This is a genomic window from Streptomyces asoensis, assembly GCF_013085465.1.
In the GTDB taxonomy this organism is placed as follows: domain Bacteria; phylum Actinomycetota; class Actinomycetes; order Streptomycetales; family Streptomycetaceae; genus Streptomyces; species Streptomyces cacaoi_A.
Window position 1 is genome coordinate 8,827,712 of record NZ_CP049838.1, and the last position, 17,086, is coordinate 8,844,797.

A 17,086-nucleotide genomic window follows, 5' to 3' on the forward strand; every position below is an offset into this window, starting at 1 on the left:
GCACTGCACTGATTGCGGGGGTCCCGCGCGGCGTACCGCCTGGTTCAACTCCGTACGTTCGAACGCGAGGTCGAAGACCTGTCCGGATACGGGGGTACGTTGATGAAGAGCCGGGATGCCACCGCGTCTTGTCTGCCCGATCTGCTCAACTCGCAGGCTCTCGCCCGCCCCGGCGACATCGCCGTGGTCCACGAGGGGGAGTCGCTCACCTTCCGCGAGCTGGCCGACAAGGCCGATGACGTGGCGCGTTACCTGCACCACCTCGGCGTCGGCGCGGACGCGGGCGTGGGGCTCTTCGTCGAGCCCTCACTGGATCTGATGATCGGCGTCTGGGGCATCCTGAGATCCGGCGGCGCCTATCTCCCGCTCGCGCCCGACTACCCGGCTGAGCGCATCCGCCACATCGCGCAGGACGCCCGCATAGGCGTCGTCCTCACTCAGGAGTTCCTGCGGGACCGGCTGGCGGAGTTCCTCGCCGCGGACACCGTCGTCATCACCCTCGACGACGTCGTGGAGTTCACGAAGGGCCGGTCCGACGCGGATCCGGCCGAACTGCCCGACGGCCCGCGTCCGGCGGATCTCGCGTACGTCATCTACACCTCGGGCAGTACCGGTCGGCCCAAGGGCGTGACGATCGAGCACCGCTCCATCGCGCACCAGATGCGCTGGCTCACCGATTGCTTCGCGCTCGACGCCGGCAAGACCGTTCTCCAGAAGACCCCGATCAGTTTCGACGCGGCCCAGTGGGAGATCCTGGCTCCCGCGTGCGGCAGCCGGGTCGTGGTCGGGTCCGGTGGGATCCACCGGGATCCCACCGGCCTCGTCGAGGCCGTCACCCGCCATTCCGTCACCACCCTGCAAGGGGTGCCCACGCTGCTCCAGGCGCTGCTCGACACCGACGAACTCGACCGCTGCACCTCGCTCACCCACCTCTTCAGCGGTGGCGAGACGCTGTCCCGGTCACTCGCCGGACAACTCACCCGGGCGCTGCCGGGGGCCGATCTGGTCAATCTCTACGGCCCCACCGAGTGCACCATCAACACCTCGGCGTACACCGTCGATCCGGGGGCTCTCGACGAGGGTCCCGACGCCCTGCCGATCGGCGTGCCGGTGACCGGCCTGCGCTACCACATCCTGGATGCCGAAGGCCGTCCCGTGGCGGTCGGTGAGACCGGTGAACTGCACATCAGCGGCGTCCAGTTGGCACGCGGCTATCTGCACCGGCCCGAGCTCACCGCCGACCGCTTCCTGCCGAACCCGAACCCGAGCCCGAGCCCGAGCCCAAGTCCGTACGGGAACCCGAACCCGAACCCGAGTCCGTACGCGCACGCGCCCGGTCACGACCGGTTGTACCGCACCGGCGATCTGGCGTACTGGAACCCCGACGGCACCGCCCAGTTCGCCGGCCGGGCCGACAACCAGGTCAAGCTGCGCGGCTTCCGGATCGAGCTGGACGAGGTACGCCTGGCCATCGAGGCCCACGACTGGGTGCGGAACGCCGCCGTGCTGCTGCGCACCGACCCGCGCACCGGCGCCCAGAACCTGGTGGCCTGCATCGAACTGAGCCCGCGCGAGGCCGCGTTGATGGACCAGGACGAGCACGGCGAACACCATGTGTCGAAGTCGTCCAAGCTCCAGGTCAAGGCCCAGCTGTCGAACCCGGGCGTGCGGGACGCGGCCGATCTCTCCGGGCGGCCCACCGTGCGCCTGCCCGGCGCCACCGCCCGTCCCGAACAGCGGCGCCGGGCCTTCGCCCGCAAGACGTACCGCTTCTACGAGGGCGAGCGGCTGGAGGCGGCGGACGTGCTGGCGGCGCTCGGCCGGTGCACCGAGGGCGTCGGTTCGCGTCGTCCCGAAGAGCTGACCCTGCCCGAACTCGGCGACGTATTACGGAACTTCGGACAACACCTCAGCCCGGAGCGGCTGCTGCCCAAGTACGCGTACGCCTCCCCCGGATCCCTCTACGCGACGCAGCTGTACCTGGAACTCGCCGGGGTCGCGGGCCTGCCCGCGGGCTGCTACTACTACCACCCGGTCAACCACGAGCTGGTGCTGGTCCACCGCGAGGAGTCGGCCGAGACGGCCGGAACCGCCGACGCCACCGGGGCACGGGTGCATTTCATCGGCCGCAGATCGGCGATCGAGCCGGTGTACAAGAAGAACATCCAGGAGGTCCTGGAGATCGAGGCCGGGCACATGGCCGGCCTGTTCGACGAGGTCCTGCCCGCCCACGGCCTCGCCCTCGCCGAAGCGCCCCACGACAGCGCTCCCACGCGGCTCCTGGGCTGCGCCGAGGACGACTACCGGCTGGGCTCCTTCGCGCTGGTGCCGTGGACGGCGGCGCACGGGCGACCCCCCGCGCACGACTCCCTCGACATCCATGTGCAGTTCCACCCGGGCAGCGAGGCCGGCCTGCCCGGCGGCCAGTACCGGTACCTGGACGGCAGGCTGCACCGGATCAGCGACGAGCTGGTCCTCAAACGGCATGTGATCGCCATCAACCAGGCCGTGTACGAGCGGTCGGGCTTCGGCATCACCCTCGTCAGCCGCGCCGCCGAGCAGGGCAGGGAGCGGCACAGCTATCTGGACCTCGGCCGTGGGCTCCAGCACCTGATGATGAACACCAGTGGTCTGGGCTTCATGTCCGCCGGCTACAGCTCGCGCGCCGGGGACGACCTGCCCGCCGCCAGGCGTATGACGGCGATCCTGCGGGAGGCGGGGCAGCGCACCGGGCCCTCGTACTTCTTCGTCGGCGGTCCGGTCAGCCAGGACCAGCTCCGCCACGAGGGCATGCACGAGGACCAGGTGCACATGAAGGGTCCGGCGGAGCTGATCAGGGAGGACCTGGCGGCGTCGCTGCCCGCGTTCATGCTCCCCGGCCGGATCCTGGTGCTGCCCGAGCTGCCGCACACGCCCAACGGCAAGCTCGACACCAAGGCCCTGGAGGAGCACGTCGACGAGGCGGCGTCCGGCGCCCAGCTGGTGGTGGAGCCGCGCAACAAGGTCGAGGCCCGGCTGTGCGACCTGTGGAAGTCGGCGATGCAGCGCGACTCCCTCTCCGTGCACGACGACTTCTTCCAACTCGGCGGGAACTCGGTGATCGCGGTCGCGCTGGTCAAGCGGATCAACGAGGCGTTCGGGCTCAGCCTGCCGCTCCAGCTGCTGTTCGAGGCGACCACGGTGGCGAAGCTGGCCGAGGCGGTGGCCGCCCGAACCGCCGTGGCCACGTCCCGGCTCGCTCCGCTGCGGGCGGGGGGCAGCGAGCCGCCGGTGTTCTGCTGGCCGGGGCTCGGTGGCTTCACCATGAACCTGCGGCTGCTCGCGGCCCGTGCGCCGGGGGAGCGGCCGGTGTACGGCGTCCAGTCGCACGGCATCAACGAGGGCGAGACGCCGTTCCCGTCCATCGAGGAGATGGCCGCCGCCGATGTCGCGGCGCTGCGGCGGGTCCAGCCGGCGGGGCCCTACACGCTGTGGGGCTACTCCTTCGGTGCGCGGGTCGCCTTCGAGACGGCATGGCAGTTGGAGCGGTCGGGCGAGCGGGTGGAGCGGCTGTTCCTGCTGGCACCGGGACTGCCGCGGGTGCCCGGCGTCCCGGAGGCGACACCGGCCGATGCACCGGCCGAGGCACTGGCCGACTTCGCCGATCCCGTCTTCACCACCGTCCTCTTCTCCGTCTTCGCCGGTACGGTCAGCGGCCCGGTCCTGGAGGAGTGCCTGCGCGAGTCCACCGACGCGGAGAGCTTCGCGCGGTTCGTCGATCGCCGGTTCCCGCAACTGGACCCCGACCTGGTCCGCCGGGTGGTGGCCGTGGTCTGCCGTACCTACGGGTTCACCTACGACCACGTCGACCCGGCCGCCCGTCGGGTCTCCGCGCCCGTCACGGTGTTCCGGGCGCGGGGCGACGAACCCTCCTTCATCGAACGCGTCCCGGGCCGCACCGTGGTCCCGCCCACCGTCGTCCAGCTGGAGGCGGACCACTACGGGGCGCTGCGCGACCCGGGCGTCGACGAGCTGGTGAAGGCGCTGCGGCGCGCCACGCCCTGACCGACGGCCGGCACCGGCACCGGCACCGGCCCCACGACAGACCCACGCGACCGACCGACGTGACCGACCGACGTGACAGACAAGGAAGCCCTCATGCCCCACGTGACCATTCAGCACTTCCCGAAGTCCCTGACCGCAGAGCAGCGGTCCCGCCTGGTGGAGCAGGTGACGGCCGCCGTCCGGGAGGCGTTCGAGGTCGAGGAACGGGTGATCTCGATCGCCCTGGCGCCCGTCCCGCCCGAGGACTGGGACGCGCGCGTCTACCAGCCCGAGATCGCCGCGCACCGCGAGGAGCTGGCGAAGGCACCGGGCTACTGAGCGGCCCCTGGCGACGCCGCGCGGTCCGGAGCGCGCGAGCCGTACGCGCGGTGGACCGGGCCGGGTTGTCGGGGCCCCGGCCCGGTGGTCGGGCGGTCCGACGTCACCGGTGGTGCGGCGACGTCAGGTAGTGCTGCCTGAGGAGCTCCTTGCCGTAGTCGTTGCCGTTGGGGGTGCGGACGATGGAGTGGACGTGCTTCTGGGTGGCGCCGCTGCCCTGGGTGGCGCCGTACGCGCCCGCGAGGGGGCCCGGAGCCTGGCAGTCGACCTCGATCCAGACGACGGGGCTGTGGACGCGGACGTAGAAGGCGTCGTCGTCGCCGGTGCCGCCGGCCCAGGTGACGTAGGTGTCGTCGACATGCTTGCGGACCTCGGCCAGCGTCACCTTCGCCACGTCGGCCCTGGCGCGCCCGGTGAAGGCCTGCACGATGCCGAGGAGCTTGGTCTTCTGGGCCGCGGTCAGGGCGTTGCCGCGGATGCCGGTGTACTCCTGGACCGCGTTGTCGGAGAACGCGCCCGCTTTCATCGACTCGTTGGACTTGGTGGACGACTCGATGGCGAGCGCCTGCTGCGCCTGGCTGAGGGAGTTGATGAAGGCGAGGCCGGCGACGACCTCCTCGTGGCAGACGGTCACCGTCTCCCCGTCGATCTCCATCGAGGTCGGCTCCGAACCCCAGAAGCAGGGGCTCATCACGACCTGATCGCCGAGGACGAAGTAGTTGATGACCAGATGGTGGCCGTCGAACTGGAAGCCCCAGGGCTCGGTCGCCGACGGGGTACCCAGCACGGTCCAGTAGTAGGCGTCCTCGTTGAAGGAGTCGGTGTTGCCGATGGCCTCGCCGGCCGCCTGGTTGATCTTCCGGATCTTCTCGGTGGTCTCCAGGCCGTCGGCGCTGAGCGCCGACTTCAACAGGGCTGTGCCCAGAGCCTTCTGATCGTCACTCAGGTCGGATAGGGACACGCCCTGGCGGGCGTAGGAGTCGACGTTGCTCCACAGCCGCCACTCGGTGGAGTGGACCGTGAACTGCGTCGAGGCCTTCTGGGTGTCGCTGAGCCCGGCCAGGAAGGCGTTCGCGGCGGCGATCACCGGGGCGGTCTTCACGCCCGTGGAGTGGATCGTGAACAGGTCGTCGATCCGCTTGCCGTCGGTGGTGAGACCGAAGAAGTCCTCGGTGATCGACTGGTTGCCGGGGCCCCCGGTACCGCCGCCCGGACCCCCGCTGGGCGCGCCGCTCGGCACCGCGCTCGGGTCGGTGGTGGCCGTGGCGGTGGCATCGTCGGCCAGCGCGGCCCAGGCTCCGGCCCCGCCCATGGTCGCGACGGCCGTGGCCCCGCCGGCGAAGAAGACCTTGCGCATGAAGTTGCGGCGGCTCGCGTGCGCACGGCGGCCGGCTTCGGACTGGGTCTCGTGGGCCGTCGGTTCACCGGAGTCGAGCTCGGTCATCGTCGCTGATTCCCTTCGTCACGGGCACGTCCCCGCTGAACGGCCGCCGGGTGATCACTCTGGAGGAGCCAACTGAGGCAGGCCTGAAGCGACGACCGGACGACCGTCGGAATCGGTGCGTGCGGGGCGTCCGTACGCGGTCCGAACTGCGGTTCTGTGAGAGCCCTTAGAGTTGCGGGGAAGACGCGACGGCGGATCGGCCGGCCGTGGGAAGCGTCACCGAGAACTCGGTCAGCCCCGGTTCGCTCCGCACGTCGATCCGGCCGCCGTGCGCCTCCGTGAGGGCCGCCGCGATGGCCAGGCCCAGGCCCGTGCCGCCCTCCTCGCCGGGAGTGCGGGAGCGGGAGCCGTCGGCCCGGGTGAACCGCTCGAAGATCGAGGGGAGCAGGCCGGGCGGGATGCCCGGACCGTCGTCCCGTACGCGAATCACACACTGGGCGGCACCAAGCCCCGTTCCCGGTCCCTTTCCCGGCCCCGTTCCCGCCACCGACGGCGTCTCCGGCGTCTCCAGGGCCTCCAAGGTCTCCAAGGTCTCCAAGGTCTCCACGACGACGGTGACCTTGGTGCCGGCCGGCGTGTGCACACGGGCGTTGGCCAACAGGTTGGCCACCACCTGGTGGAGCCGGGACGGGTCGGCGACGACCGTCACGGGGCCGTCGAGGCGCAGCGCGAGCTGCCAGTCGTGCTCGCCTCCCGCGGCCTGCGCGTCCCAGACGGCCTCGGCGACCAGCGTCGCGAGATTCACCTCGGTCCGCTGGAGCGGCCGTCCCTCGTCGAGGCGGGCGAGCAGCAGCAGATCCTCCACCAGGCCGGTCATCCGGGCCGACTGGGCGGAGACGCGGTGCCAGGCCAGCTCCGGCGCGATCGTCCGGTTGCCGCCGTTCATGTACTCGGCGTACCCCGCGATCGAGGCGAGCGGTGTGCGCAGCTCATGGCTGGCGTCGGCGAGGAACCGGCGCATGCGTTCCTCGGTCCGCCGGCGTTCGGCGAGCGAGGACTCCACGTGGTCGATCAGCTGGTTGAGCACGAAGCCGACCTGGCCGGCCTCGGTGCCGGGGCCGGTGTCACGCGCCGCGACGCGGGCGAGGACGGCGACCTCGCCGCGGTCCAGCGGCACCCGGGCGACCTCGGCGGCGGTGGCCGCGACCCGGCCCAGCGGGCGCAGCTGCCGCCGTATGACGACGGCGGAGGCGCAGGCCGCGGTGGCCAGTCCGATGGCGGCGATCGCCGCCTCGACGACGACCAGACGGTCGATCACCTGCTGCACGTCGGCCATCGGGAGCCCGGCCAGGACGGGGACCCCGTCGCCGCCGATCGCGGTCAGCCGGTAGGTGCCGAGGCCGGGGACGGTGCGGGTGTGCAGCGACCCGTCCGCGGTGATCCCCTTCAGGGCGGCACGTTGAGCGCCGGTGAGGACCCGCTTACGGCCGTCCTCGGTCACCACCTCGGCGGCGATGATCTCCCCGTCGGCGAACCGGGCCGCCAGGGTGCCGGCCGGCTGCCCGCGCTCGTTGAGGAAACCCAGATCCGTCGCGCCGCCCGTCCGGCGTTGCAACCCGCCCTGGCTGCGCTCGGCGGCGTCGGTGACGCGCTGGTCCAGGTCCCCGAGCAGATAGACGCGTTGGACGAGGACGGTGCTGAGCGCCATGACCGCGCACACGGCGACCAGGGTCACGGAGACGAAGAGCACGAGGCGGACGCGCAGGGACCGCCGGCCCAGACCGGCGCCGGACGGGCTCGCCCCGCGCCGCCGGCCCGGCAGGACCGTCATGTCCATTCGTCCGCGGCTCTGAGCGCGTACCCCGCGCCGCGCACGGTACGGATCATCGGCGCCCGCCCCTTGTCGATCTTGGCGCGCAGTCCGTAGATGTAGACCTCGACCAGGTTCCCCTCGCCGTCGAAGGAGGCGTTCCAGACATGGTCGAGGATCTGGGCCTTGCTGAGTACCTGGTGCGGATGGCTCATGAGGAACCGGAGGAGGTCGAACTCCTTGGTGGTGAGCGGGACCGGCGTTCCGCCGCGCCGCACCTCGCGGGTGCTCTCGGCCAGCACGAGATCGCCCAGCACCCGTACGGGACCCTGGTCGGCGCTCTCGCCGGGGCCGGCCCTGCGCAGCAGACCGCGCAGCCGCAGCACGACCTCTTCCAGGGAGAACGGCTTGGTCACATAGTCGTCCGCGCCGGCCGACAGTCCGTCGATCCGGTGCTCCAGCGCGTCCCGTGCGGTGAGCATCAGCACGGGCAGCCGGGTGTTCTCGCTGCGCAGCCTGCGCAGTACCTCGACCCCGTCGACGTCGGGCAGCATGCCGTCGAGGACGACGACGTGCGGGGCGCAGTCCCGCGCGATGCGCAGCGCGCTGCGTCCGTCGGCCGCCGAGAAGGACCGCCACCCCGCCTCGGTCACGGCCGCGGACAGCAGCTCGGTGAGCTCGGGCTCGTCGTCGACTATCAGCACGCGAACCGTGCCCGCACGGGTACCGGGGACGCCAGACATGGCTCGACCCTCTCTCCGTTCGCCATGAGGAGCATGTGTGCGAGCTGAGCGTGCGCCATGGCGCGGACCGGCCGCCCGGCGGCCGGGCTCAGTGACGCGGCGACCGGCGGACGGTCAGCACGGCGACGTCGTCGTGCCGGCGGTCGTGCCCGGCGTACGCGCGGGCGTCCTCGTGCAGCGCCAGGGGCAGCTCGGTGGGGGACAGGTCGAGGTGCTTCATCAGACGTTCGTCGACCGGGTAGAAGGTGCCGTCGTGGGCGCGGGTCTCGGTGAGACCGTCGGTGGTCAGCACGAGCGTGGAACCGGCCGGGAACGCGAACCAGTCGACCGTCGTGGGTTCGGCGGCCAGTTCGGCGAGCCCGAGCGGGACGCCGGTGTCCACCGCCGGTGTGGTGACGGCGCCGTCGTGCACCAACCGGGGCGGAATGTGCCCGCAGTTGACGACCTGCGCCTCCGCGCCCGCGTCGACGCCGATGATGAGGGCGGTGACGAACCGCTCGTCGTCGCCGGTCTGTTCGGCGTAGGAGTTGTGCCGGACGACCGAGGCGTCCAGGGCGTCGACGAGCGCGGTGAGCGTGGGCTCCCGGTGGGCCGCCTCACGGAAGGCGCCGATGACGGCGAACGCGGCGCCGACGGCGGCCAGCCCCTTGCCCTGCACGTCCCCGATGAGCACGCGTGTGCCGAAGGGCGAGGCGACCACGTCGTAGATGTCGCCGCCGACGAGCCGGTCCTCCTGCACGGGTTCGTAGACGCCGTTGACCAGCACGTCGTCGGTGAGCAGGGGCAGGGGGTGCAGGATGTGCCGCTGCATGGCGGCGGCGGTGGAGCGCAGCCGCAGCATCTCGTGCTCGCGCGCGATGCGCCGGTGACAGGCGTAGACGGAGGCGGCTCCCAGGGCGAGGGTGAGCAGCACCAGCAGCGCCCGGTCGAGCCACCGGCCGTTGTCGTCGGCCCGTACGAGCAGCGTGAGGCTGACGAACAGGGTGGTCCACGCGGCGACGAACTTCGTCTGCTGGACGGTGCACAGCGCGGACGCCGTGCCCGGCAGGAAGACCAGCAGTCCGAGGAGCCACACCTCGGATCCGGACAGGACGCCGAGGACCTCCACCAGGACCGTCACCGACAGCACACCGACGACCGTCTCGGCGTTGCCCGGGGGCTCGATGGCTTCGAGTGCGTCGGTGGGACGCATCCGACGGGGACCGGTCATGGGAACTCCCGCGCAGGTGGTGATCTCTCTGTACTTTAGACAGGTCGTCGGCCCGGGCGGGGGGTGACGCCGGCCGTGGATCACGGCGGTCCCGGACGCGGGGCCGCCCCGCCACCGCTTCTCGGTCCCGCGCACCGACGGCGGCGGCTGAACGGGCGCCGGTGTCCACCCGTACCCCTTGCTGAACGCCCGTCCACGGGCCCGTCGGCAGGCGCGTCCACGGGTGGTGACGGGAAGAGCGCCGACCACGGAGTTGTACGTGCTTCAGCAGCCCACGGCCCGCCTCGTGCGCGGTGCCGCACTGGCAGGCAGCCTGGCCATGCTTTCCCTCGCCACCGCGTGCAGCGGCGCCGAGAGCGATGCCACCGCCAAGAAGGGCACACCCATGCCGACCGCGGTCACCGCCGCTCCCGCGGCCGGCGTCGTGGCACCGGCGAAGGTCGAGGTGATCGCCGGCCTGACCGGCTGCACGGCCAAGATCCGCATCGACGCGGACGAGCTGCGCCAGGGCGTCTGCCACACGGAGGAATCCGACTACCTCATCACCACCTTCCCCGAGGAGCAGTACAAGGAGACGTGGCTCGAGTCGGCCAGCATCTACGGGGGCCAGTACCTCGTGGGTTCCCGCTGGGTCGTCAGCGCGCAGCCGAAGATGCTGACGCGGTTCCGGCCCGTGCTCGGCGGGGCCATCCGGCAGCTGGGCGGCACGGGCCCGAGCGCGGCGCCCAGCGCGTCGTAGCACCGCCGTCCCCGGCCATGGTCGGTGACGGTGTGGCGACGGTGACGGTGACGGTGACGAGATCATCCGGTCAGGAGCGGCCACGCCGTCACGGGCGCGGCCAGGGGCGGCCGCCGATGGCCTCGATGCCGTAGTTGAAGCGCCGTAGATAGCCCGCGAAGGCGGCGATGTCCTCGTCCGGCCAGTCGGTCATCACCTGGTCCAGGATGTCCACGATCCCCTCGCGCTCCGAGTCCAGCAGGCGCGTGCCCTCGTCGGTGAGCCGGAACTTGCGCGCCATCCCGCCCTCCGGGTCGGGGATCCGCTCGATGAGCCCCGCCCGCATCGCCGCCGCGGTCTGCCGGTTCAGGGTGGAGGCGTCCAGCCCGAAGGCGTCGCTGAGCTCCCCGATCGACATGGGGCCCTGGACCCGGATCCGGCTGAGCAGGATGTAGGCGCTGCGCTCCATGAGGCTGTTCTTGCGACGGCCGCCCCGCTGGTTCAGGAACGTGTGGCGGCTGAGCAGCATCTGCTCGTACTCGACCTCGTGCGTCGGCGTGTCCATGTGCCCGACCTCCTGCTTCCGTGCGCCCGCACCATCCTGGCACACCGCTGTGCACGGGCCACAGCATGTGCTCGATACATATGACATGTACGATGCACATCCTTCGCGTCCAACGCGCGGATCCTTCCCGCGGACCTTCACCGCACATCCCAAGTCGAGGAGTCCCCATGGGCGCCCCCGCTCTCCAGCCCACGGCCCGCCCAGGTGCCGTGATCGCCACGCTGGCCTTCGCCGGCACCACCGCGGCGATCATGCAGACGCTGGTCACCCCCCTCATCGCCGAGCTGCCGCAGATCCTGGACACCTCGTCCTCGAACGCGGCCTGGGTGATCACGGTCACCCTGCTGGTGGCCGCCGTGTGCGTGCCCGTCGTCGGCCGCCTCGGTGATCTGCTGGGCAAGCGCCGGATGCTGCTCGCCTGTTCCGTGCCGCTGATCGTGGGCTCGGTGGTGTGCGCGTTCGCCTCCGACGTCGTGACGATGATCGTGGGGCGCGGTCTCCAGGGCATGGGCATGGGCATGGTGCCCCTCGGTATCGCGCTGCTGCGGGACGTCGTCCCGGCCGAGAAGCTCAGCGGCTCCATCGCGCTGGTCAGCGCCTCCATGGGCATCGGCGGCGCCATCGGCCTGCCGCTGGCCGCCGCGGTCGCCCAGTACGCGAACTGGCGCGTGCTGTTCTGGGGCTCCGCCGCCCTGGCCGCCGTCGTCGCCGTCCTGATCTTCATGCTCGTCCCGGACGTCCCCGCCGGCGCCAAGGGCCAGCGCTTCGACCTGCCCGGCGCGATCGGCCTCGGCGTCGGTCTGGTCTCGCTGCTGCTCGCGGTCTCCAAAGGCGCCGACTGGGGCTGGGCCTCGGGCACCACGCTCGGTCTGTTCGCCGCCGCCGTCGTGGCCCTCGTCGGCTGGGGCGTGTGGGAGGTGCGCACCACCGACCCGCTGATCGACCTGCGCACCACGGCCCGTCCCCGGGTGCTCCTCACCAACCTCGCCTCGGTCTTCATCGGCTTCGGCATGTACGCGAGCATGCTGGTGATGCCGCAGCTGCTCCAGTTCCCGGAGGCCACCGGCTACGGCCTCGGTCAGTCGATGCTCGCCGCCGGTCTGTGGATGGCGCCCGGCGGCCTGATGATGATGCTGATCTCCCCGCTCGGCGGAAAGCTCACCAACGCCCGCGGTCCGAAGTTCACGCTGGTCTGCGGCGCCCTGGTGCTGGCCGCCGGCTACTTCGTCTCCCTGGCCCTGATGGGCTCCGCCTGGGGCGTCATGGTGGTCACGCTCATCACCAGCGGCGGTGTGGGCCTCGCCTACGGCGCCATGCCCGCCCTGATCATGAGCTCGGTCCCGCTCACGGAGACCGCCGCCGCCAACGGCTTCAACACCCTCATGCGTTCGCTCGGCACCTCGATCGGCTCCGCCGTCATCGGCGTGATCCTCTCCCAGATGACCACGACCATGGGCGGCTACACCTTCGCCTCCGAGGACGGCTTCCGCACCGCGCTCCTGGTCGGCGGCGCACTCGCCCTGATCTCCGCGGCCATCGCCGCCGTCATCCCCGCCGCCCGCGCCGCGGCGTCCGGCGAGGACACGACCGACCAGAGCGCCGCGCCCGAGCAGGCCAGGGTCTGAGACACCGGAGGGGGGCGACCGCGGCAGGTCGCCCCCCTCCGTGCCACCTCCGCTGCGTGCCGCCCCCGCGCTACGTCAGATCCAGCAGCCCCCTGCGTACCGCCTCGGACACCGCCGACGCCCGGTTGTCCGCACCCAGCTTGCGGTAGACCCGCACCAGGTGCGTCTTGACGGTCGCCTCGCTCAGGAACAGCGCCTCGGCGATCGCCCGGTTGCTCAGCCCCTCCGCGAGCAGCCGCACCACCTCCACCTCCCGCCCGCTCAACTCCCGCTCCGGAGCCGGGCTTTGGGCGACCAGCTCGCCCACCACCTCCGACGCCAGCCCGAGCGCACCGGCCGCGGCACCCCGTACCGCCCGGAACAGCTCCTCGGGCGGCCCCGCCTTCAGCACGTACCCCCGGGCACCCGCCTCCAGCGCGCGCACCACATCGGCCCGGCCCGAGTAGCTCGTCAGCATCACCACCGGGACCCCCGGCGCCTCGGCCGCGAGCCTGCGCACCGCCTCGATCCCGTCGATGCCGCCGCCGCTGCCGAACCGCAGGTCCATCAGCACCAGGTCCGGCGCCAGCCGCGCCGCGAGCCGTACGGCGTCCTCTCCTGACCCCGCCTCGGCGGCCACCTCGAGATCCGGCTCGCCCTCCAGCAGGGCGCGCAGCCCCGCCCGTACGACGGCGTGGTCGTCCGCCACCAGCAGACGCAACGGCGCACCGCTCACCGGGCGGCCACCCGGGCCGCCGGGCGGCTCTTCGCCAGGGCGGGCACCGTCGCCCGGACGCAGGTGCCGCGCCCCGGCACGCTGCCCACGTCGAGATCCCCGCCGCACTCCCGCAGCCGCGCCCGGGCGGCCGGGATGCCGAGCCCACGGACGGCCTGAGCGGGGACGCCGACCCGGCCGGTCTCGAACCCCGCGCCGTCGTCGCGCACCTCGAGCTCCGTCCGGTCCGCGTACCCGTGCAGGGTGACCAGGACGTTCACCGCACGCGCGTGTTCGCGGACATTGGCCAGCGTGCTCTGCGCCACCCGGAACAGGGTCGCCGCCGTGGGCCCGTCGAGGGCCGGCCGGCGCTCGCCCACCGAGAGGAACCGCACCCGGGCCGCCGCGCCCTCCGCCTCCGCCCGCGCGCACAGCAGCCGCAGCGCACCCTCCAGACCGGCTTCGTCCACGGCGGACGGCGTCAGATCGCGGATGATCCTGCGGGTCTCGGCGAGATTGGCATGCAGACCGTCGGCGACCGCCCGCATCCGGGTCCGGGCCACCTCCGGCGTCGTGTCCCAGTCGCGGTCGGCGGCCTGAAGCAGCATCACCCCGCCCGAGAGCTCCTGGGCCAGCGTGTCGTGCAGGTCCCGGGCGATCCGGGCCCGCTCGGCCAGCACGCCGGCCTGCCGCTGCTGCCGGGCCAGTACGTCCCGGGTGCCCCGCAGCTCCTCGACCAGCCGCAGCCGTTCGGCCGCGCTGCGCTGCTGGGCGCGGTAGAGGGCGACGGTGCCCCACACGGCCGCCACCGGGATCAGCACCAGCTCCGGATCGAACTGCCCCGCGCTGCGGACGAGTTGACCGGCCAGGACGACCGAGAGGGCGGCCACCGCCGCCCCGGCCGCCCGCCGGCCGAGCACCCGCAGGGCCGCGCAGGCCAGCGGCAGCGCGCACCACACATAGGCGGCGGTGAGCGATGCGGGCGCGAGGAGGACCAGCGCGGTCCACAGCGCCAGCAGCGCCACGACCCACAGGTGCCGGCCGATCCGGCCCAGCCGCTCACCGGCCGCGAGCCCGCCCGCGTACACCAGCGCCAGCAGCCCGCTGACGCTCACGATGTCCCAGCACAGCCCGATCCTCAGCTGCACCAGCCGGACCAGCCCGGCGCCCACGACGACGAAGAACGTGAGGTGGGCGAGGAGGTCGGCGGTGGGCCGGCTTCCGCGGGCCGCCCTCGCGGGGGTGTGGACGGGAGCGCGGTCGGACACGGCAGATCCCCTTGGACGATGATCCGTTCGAACAAGGGGCCCGAGTCTATCCGGCAGCTGTAGGGACCGTGTGAGGAAGGCCGCGTCCCGTCAGGCGCCCGGATGCAGCCCGAGGAAGCCCGGCGTCGGGTCGCCCTCGACCTCGCCGAAGTACAGCGCGAACGTCTGCTTCAGCCGCTCCACCCCGGCCCGGTCGGACATGAAACGGGGGAAGCCGTCGAGGTTGGCGTTGCGGTACTCCCAGATCGGCTTCAGACCGGCCGGGGGAGTGATGTCGGTGCGCACCGACCAGCCGTTGAAGGACGCCTGCTGCGTGGCCGTGGACAGCTGCCAGTTGAGGTAGAGCTTGGCGGCCGTGCTGTTGGCGGCCTGCCTGAGGATCGCCGCCCGCTGCCCCCACGCCATGAACGGGGCGCTGTCCGGGACGACCCACTTCACCGGACCGGTGACGAGCGGCGCCCCGGAGCCGCCGACGCCGATCGCGTACTGCCCGGCGCGTACGGCGTCGCCGGGGGAGTTGCTGCCGCGCGCGAACCGGACGTCCTGCGCGGCCAGCCGGGCCACCCAGTCCCAGCCGTAGTGCTCGACGTACAGCGAGTACAGGAAGAGCACCGCGTCGTCGTCGTGCGGGAACGACGAGGCGATCTTCCCCTTCCACCTCGCGTCGAGCAGGTCCAGCGGGGTGCGCGGCGCGTCCGTGCCCACGGCGTCCGGTCCGTACATGAAGCTGAAGCCGATCGCCGCGATCGCGACCCATGCGCCCTGCGGGTCCTTGAACCTGTCGTGCACCTTCGAGAACCCGGCCGGCCTGTACGACAGCAGGCGGCCCTGGGCCTTCCAGCGGTCGAAGTCCTGGAGGGTCTGGAGCTGGACGACGTCGGGCACGAGGGTGCCGGTGGCGAGCTGGTTGTCGACGCGTACGTCGTGGTACTTGCTGTAGTCGACGATCAGCTTCAGGTCGATGTCCGGGAATTGCTTCAGGAACGCGGCCTTGGTGCCGTCCTGCTGGGTCGGGGTGTCGCCGCCGGCGTAGACGACGAGCCTGCCGCCTTCCGCGAGCGCGGCCCGGTACAGCTCGTCGAGGGACCGGGTCTCCTCGGCGCCGGAGGCCCACCGGGAAGCGGCCGACGCCGGGGAGGCGGATGCCGGGGAGGCGGATGCCGGGGTGGAGGCGGCGCCGAGGGCGCCGAGGCCGAGGGCGGCACCGGCACCGGTGGTGAGCAGGCGCCTTCTGCTGGGGAAGCTGGGCATGGCGGGGAGACCTCTTTCGAACGCTGAGGGGGGTGTGGGACCGGGCGCCACGGTCGAGGTCGATTCTGCTGCGCCCGGCGGCCGGCCCGCGTCGTCCGGACGGAGCGGACGACGTGCGTGCGATGGAATCCCCGTTCAACCGTTCGGTTGAACGCCTCTTCCCCGAGGAGCGTCGCTACGGAGGAGTGCCGTCACGGCCGGGCCAGCCGCCGCATCGTCAGCGCGAGGTGCAGCCGCAGCCGGCCCTGGGGCGTGCGCACCGGCCACCCCAGCAGATGCTCGGCGTGGGCCAGCCGGTCCTGGAGGGTGGAGTGGTGGACGTTCGCCTCGGCCGCCGCCGACCGCAGACTCGCGGTGGCGGTGACGGCGTGCAGGGTGGTGAGCAGCCAGGGGGCGTCCGCGGCGGCCGCCTCGACCGCGAGGACGTCCGCCGGGGGTTCGGCCCCCGGCGCGACGAGGTCGGCCAGCAGGGCGATGCCGCCCAGCTCGTCGGCGTACACGACCCGGAGGCCCGGGTCCTGCGCGGTGCCGTCCGCGGTGAAGCGCAGCGCGGTGCGGGCCGCGGCCCAGGAGCGGGGCAGGTCAGGCACGGGCACGGCGGGCCCGACCCCCACCCGGCCGGCCGGAACCGCGTCCCGGGCGTCCGCGGGCAGCACCCGGGGCCGGCCGCCGGGCGTGGCCAGGGCGCGGGCCGGGGCGGCGGGAGCCAGGCCGAGGCGGCGGGCCGCGTGCAGCCGGGCCGGTTCGGCTGCCGTGGCGTCGAGGAGCGTCTCGACCAGGGCGGGATCGTCGAGCGGCGCCCGCCCGCGGGTGCGGTCGAGCACGACGCGGGCCGCGCCGGCCGCCCGTTCCAGGATCACGGCGTCCACGACGCTGGGCATCGCACCGGCGCGTTCCAGCCACAGTGCGGGCGGCCCGTCGGGCGTCAGCGCCGCGCACGGCCAGTCCGGGTCGGGTGGCAGCTCCGTGTCCCGGCGCGTGCCGTCGGGCTCCACCCGGACCCGCACCCGCCGGTCGGCGTCGACGAGCCGCGCGGGCACCCCGGCCAGCACCGCCGCCCCGCGCATCAGCGCCTCCACCCCGGCCCGGGACTCGGCCAGCCGGTCGAAGTAGGCGATGACCCGCACGGCGGCGCCGGCGTCCGGGTCCAGCGCGGTCAGGCGCCCGGCCAGCTCTTTCATACGGCCATGATGCGCCACGCGAGCGCCGACGAGGAGGGGTGCGGCCACCGCTTCCGATCGGGACCCGGCCTCGACGGTAGGTTCCGGGCTCGTCGAGGGGCGCCCTGTCCGCGGCGTCCCGCGCTGCCGCCGTCCCACTCCAGGGCCGCCGTGAGGACGAGCTCGCGGTCGGCCTTGTCCAGGCCGATCTCGCCCTGAACGCCCTGTTCGGGCCGGCCGTCGAGGCCCTGCGCGGCCCGGACGCACCCGGCACCCCCGTCAAGTCCGGGCACGTC

General features: G+C 72.7%; 14 protein-coding genes. 4 read left to right on the forward strand and 10 right to left on the reverse strand.

From position 1 onward, the window contains the following. Positions 1 to 102: 102 nt before the first annotated feature. Positions 103 to 4,044 (forward strand): amino acid adenylation domain-containing protein, encoded by a 3,942-nt coding sequence (locus G9272_RS39255; RefSeq protein ID WP_171400973.1) that lies wholly within the window; start codon positions 103 to 105, stop codon positions 4,042 to 4,044. Between the two features lie 93 nt (positions 4,045 to 4,137). Beyond that, a complete protein-coding gene (locus G9272_RS46275) occupies positions 4,138 to 4,362 on the forward strand; it encodes a tautomerase family protein (RefSeq protein WP_171400974.1) in 225 nt (74 codons plus the stop codon). 103 nt (positions 4,363 to 4,465) lie between these two features. On the opposite strand, the gene G9272_RS39265 is transcribed toward G9272_RS46275, so the two are convergent. The 4 genes from G9272_RS39265 to G9272_RS39280 form a co-directional block, all read right to left on the reverse strand. After that, on the reverse strand, positions 4,466 to 5,806 hold the full coding sequence (locus G9272_RS39265) for a DUF3500 domain-containing protein (protein ID WP_171400975.1): 1,341 nt from the start codon (positions 5,804 to 5,806) through the stop codon (positions 4,466 to 4,468). A gap of 166 nt (positions 5,807 to 5,972) precedes the next feature. Further along, positions 5,973 to 7,577, reverse strand: a complete 1,605-nt coding sequence (locus tag G9272_RS39270; protein ID WP_171400976.1) for a sensor histidine kinase — start codon at positions 7,575 to 7,577, stop codon at positions 5,973 to 5,975. Beyond that, positions 7,574 to 8,299, reverse strand: a complete 726-nt coding sequence (locus G9272_RS39275; protein WP_171400977.1) for a response regulator transcription factor — start codon at positions 8,297 to 8,299, stop codon at positions 7,574 to 7,576. Before G9272_RS39275 ends, G9272_RS39270 begins: the two co-directional genes overlap by 4 nt. Positions 8,300 to 8,387: 88 nt before the next feature. After that, complete coding sequence (locus G9272_RS39280) at positions 8,388 to 9,509, reverse strand: PP2C family protein-serine/threonine phosphatase (RefSeq protein WP_171400978.1); 1,122 nt, start codon at positions 9,507 to 9,509, stop codon at positions 8,388 to 8,390. 319 nt (positions 9,510 to 9,828) lie between these two features. Between G9272_RS39280 and G9272_RS39285 the strand changes: the two genes are divergently transcribed. Further along, positions 9,829 to 10,248, forward strand: a complete 420-nt coding sequence (locus G9272_RS39285; RefSeq protein WP_253268274.1) for a hypothetical protein — start codon at positions 9,829 to 9,831, stop codon at positions 10,246 to 10,248. An 88-nt stretch (positions 10,249 to 10,336) separates the two neighbouring features. On the opposite strand, the gene G9272_RS39290 is transcribed toward G9272_RS39285, so the two are convergent. Further along, entirely contained in the window at positions 10,337 to 10,792 is a 456-nt protein-coding gene (locus G9272_RS39290) for a MarR family winged helix-turn-helix transcriptional regulator (protein ID WP_171400979.1), read from the reverse strand. Positions 10,793 to 10,959: 167 nt separating this feature from the next. On the opposite strand from G9272_RS39290, the gene G9272_RS39295 reads away from it, so the two are divergent. Continuing rightward, complete coding sequence (locus G9272_RS39295) at positions 10,960 to 12,417, forward strand: MFS transporter (RefSeq protein ID WP_171400980.1); 1,458 nt, start codon at positions 10,960 to 10,962, stop codon at positions 12,415 to 12,417. A 70-nt stretch (positions 12,418 to 12,487) separates the two neighbouring features. Here the strand turns inward: G9272_RS39295 and G9272_RS39300 are convergent, their stop codons facing one another. The 5 genes from G9272_RS39300 to G9272_RS39320 form a co-directional block, all read right to left on the reverse strand. Further along, positions 12,488 to 13,132, reverse strand: a complete 645-nt coding sequence (locus tag G9272_RS39300) for a response regulator transcription factor (RefSeq protein WP_171400981.1) — start codon at positions 13,130 to 13,132, stop codon at positions 12,488 to 12,490. Then, complete coding sequence (locus G9272_RS39305) at positions 13,129 to 14,379, reverse strand: sensor histidine kinase (RefSeq protein WP_171400982.1); 1,251 nt, start codon at positions 14,377 to 14,379, stop codon at positions 13,129 to 13,131. Before G9272_RS39305 ends, G9272_RS39300 begins: the two co-directional genes overlap by 4 nt. A 90-nt stretch (positions 14,380 to 14,469) precedes the next feature. Beyond that, positions 14,470 to 15,630, reverse strand: a complete 1,161-nt coding sequence (locus G9272_RS39310) for an ABC transporter substrate-binding protein (RefSeq protein WP_171400983.1) — start codon at positions 15,628 to 15,630, stop codon at positions 14,470 to 14,472. A gap of 191 nt (positions 15,631 to 15,821) precedes the next feature. After that, positions 15,822 to 16,811 (reverse strand): helix-turn-helix domain-containing protein, encoded by a 990-nt coding sequence (locus G9272_RS39315; RefSeq protein WP_171400984.1) that lies wholly within the window; start codon positions 16,809 to 16,811, stop codon positions 15,822 to 15,824. After that, entirely contained in the window at positions 16,808 to 17,083 is a 276-nt protein-coding gene (locus tag G9272_RS39320) for a hypothetical protein (protein ID WP_171400985.1), read from the reverse strand. Before G9272_RS39320 ends, G9272_RS39315 begins: the two co-directional genes overlap by 4 nt. Positions 17,084 to 17,086: the final 3 nt, after the last annotated feature.

Excerpts from the sequence above, each read along its gene's own strand:
- G9272_RS39285 (WP_253268274.1), top strand. The coding sequence starts at position 9,829 with ATGCTTTCCCTCGCCACCGCGTGCAGCGGCGCCGAGAGCGATGCCACC.
- G9272_RS39265 (WP_171400975.1), bottom strand. The coding sequence starts at position 5,806 with ATGACCGAGCTCGACTCCGGTGAACCGACGGCCCACGAGACCCAGTCC.
- G9272_RS39290 (WP_171400979.1), bottom strand. The coding sequence starts at position 10,792 with ATGGACACGCCGACGCACGAGGTCGAGTACGAGCAGATGCTGCTCAGC.
- G9272_RS39315 (WP_171400984.1), bottom strand. The coding sequence starts at position 16,811 with ATGAAAGAGCTGGCCGGGCGCCTGACCGCGCTGGACCCGGACGCCGGC.
- G9272_RS39270 (WP_171400976.1), bottom strand. The coding sequence starts at position 7,577 with ATGACGGTCCTGCCGGGCCGGCGGCGCGGGGCGAGCCCGTCCGGCGCC.
- G9272_RS39275 (WP_171400977.1), bottom strand. The coding sequence starts at position 8,299 with ATGTCTGGCGTCCCCGGTACCCGTGCGGGCACGGTTCGCGTGCTGATA.
- G9272_RS46275 (WP_171400974.1), top strand. The coding sequence starts at position 4,138 with ATGCCCCACGTGACCATTCAGCACTTCCCGAAGTCCCTGACCGCAGAG.
- G9272_RS39295 (WP_171400980.1), top strand. The coding sequence starts at position 10,960 with ATGGGCGCCCCCGCTCTCCAGCCCACGGCCCGCCCAGGTGCCGTGATC.
- G9272_RS39255 (WP_171400973.1), top strand. The coding sequence starts at position 103 with ATGAAGAGCCGGGATGCCACCGCGTCTTGTCTGCCCGATCTGCTCAAC.
- G9272_RS39280 (WP_171400978.1), bottom strand. The coding sequence starts at position 9,509 with ATGACCGGTCCCCGTCGGATGCGTCCCACCGACGCACTCGAAGCCATC.
- G9272_RS39310 (WP_171400983.1), bottom strand. The coding sequence starts at position 15,630 with ATGCCCAGCTTCCCCAGCAGAAGGCGCCTGCTCACCACCGGTGCCGGT.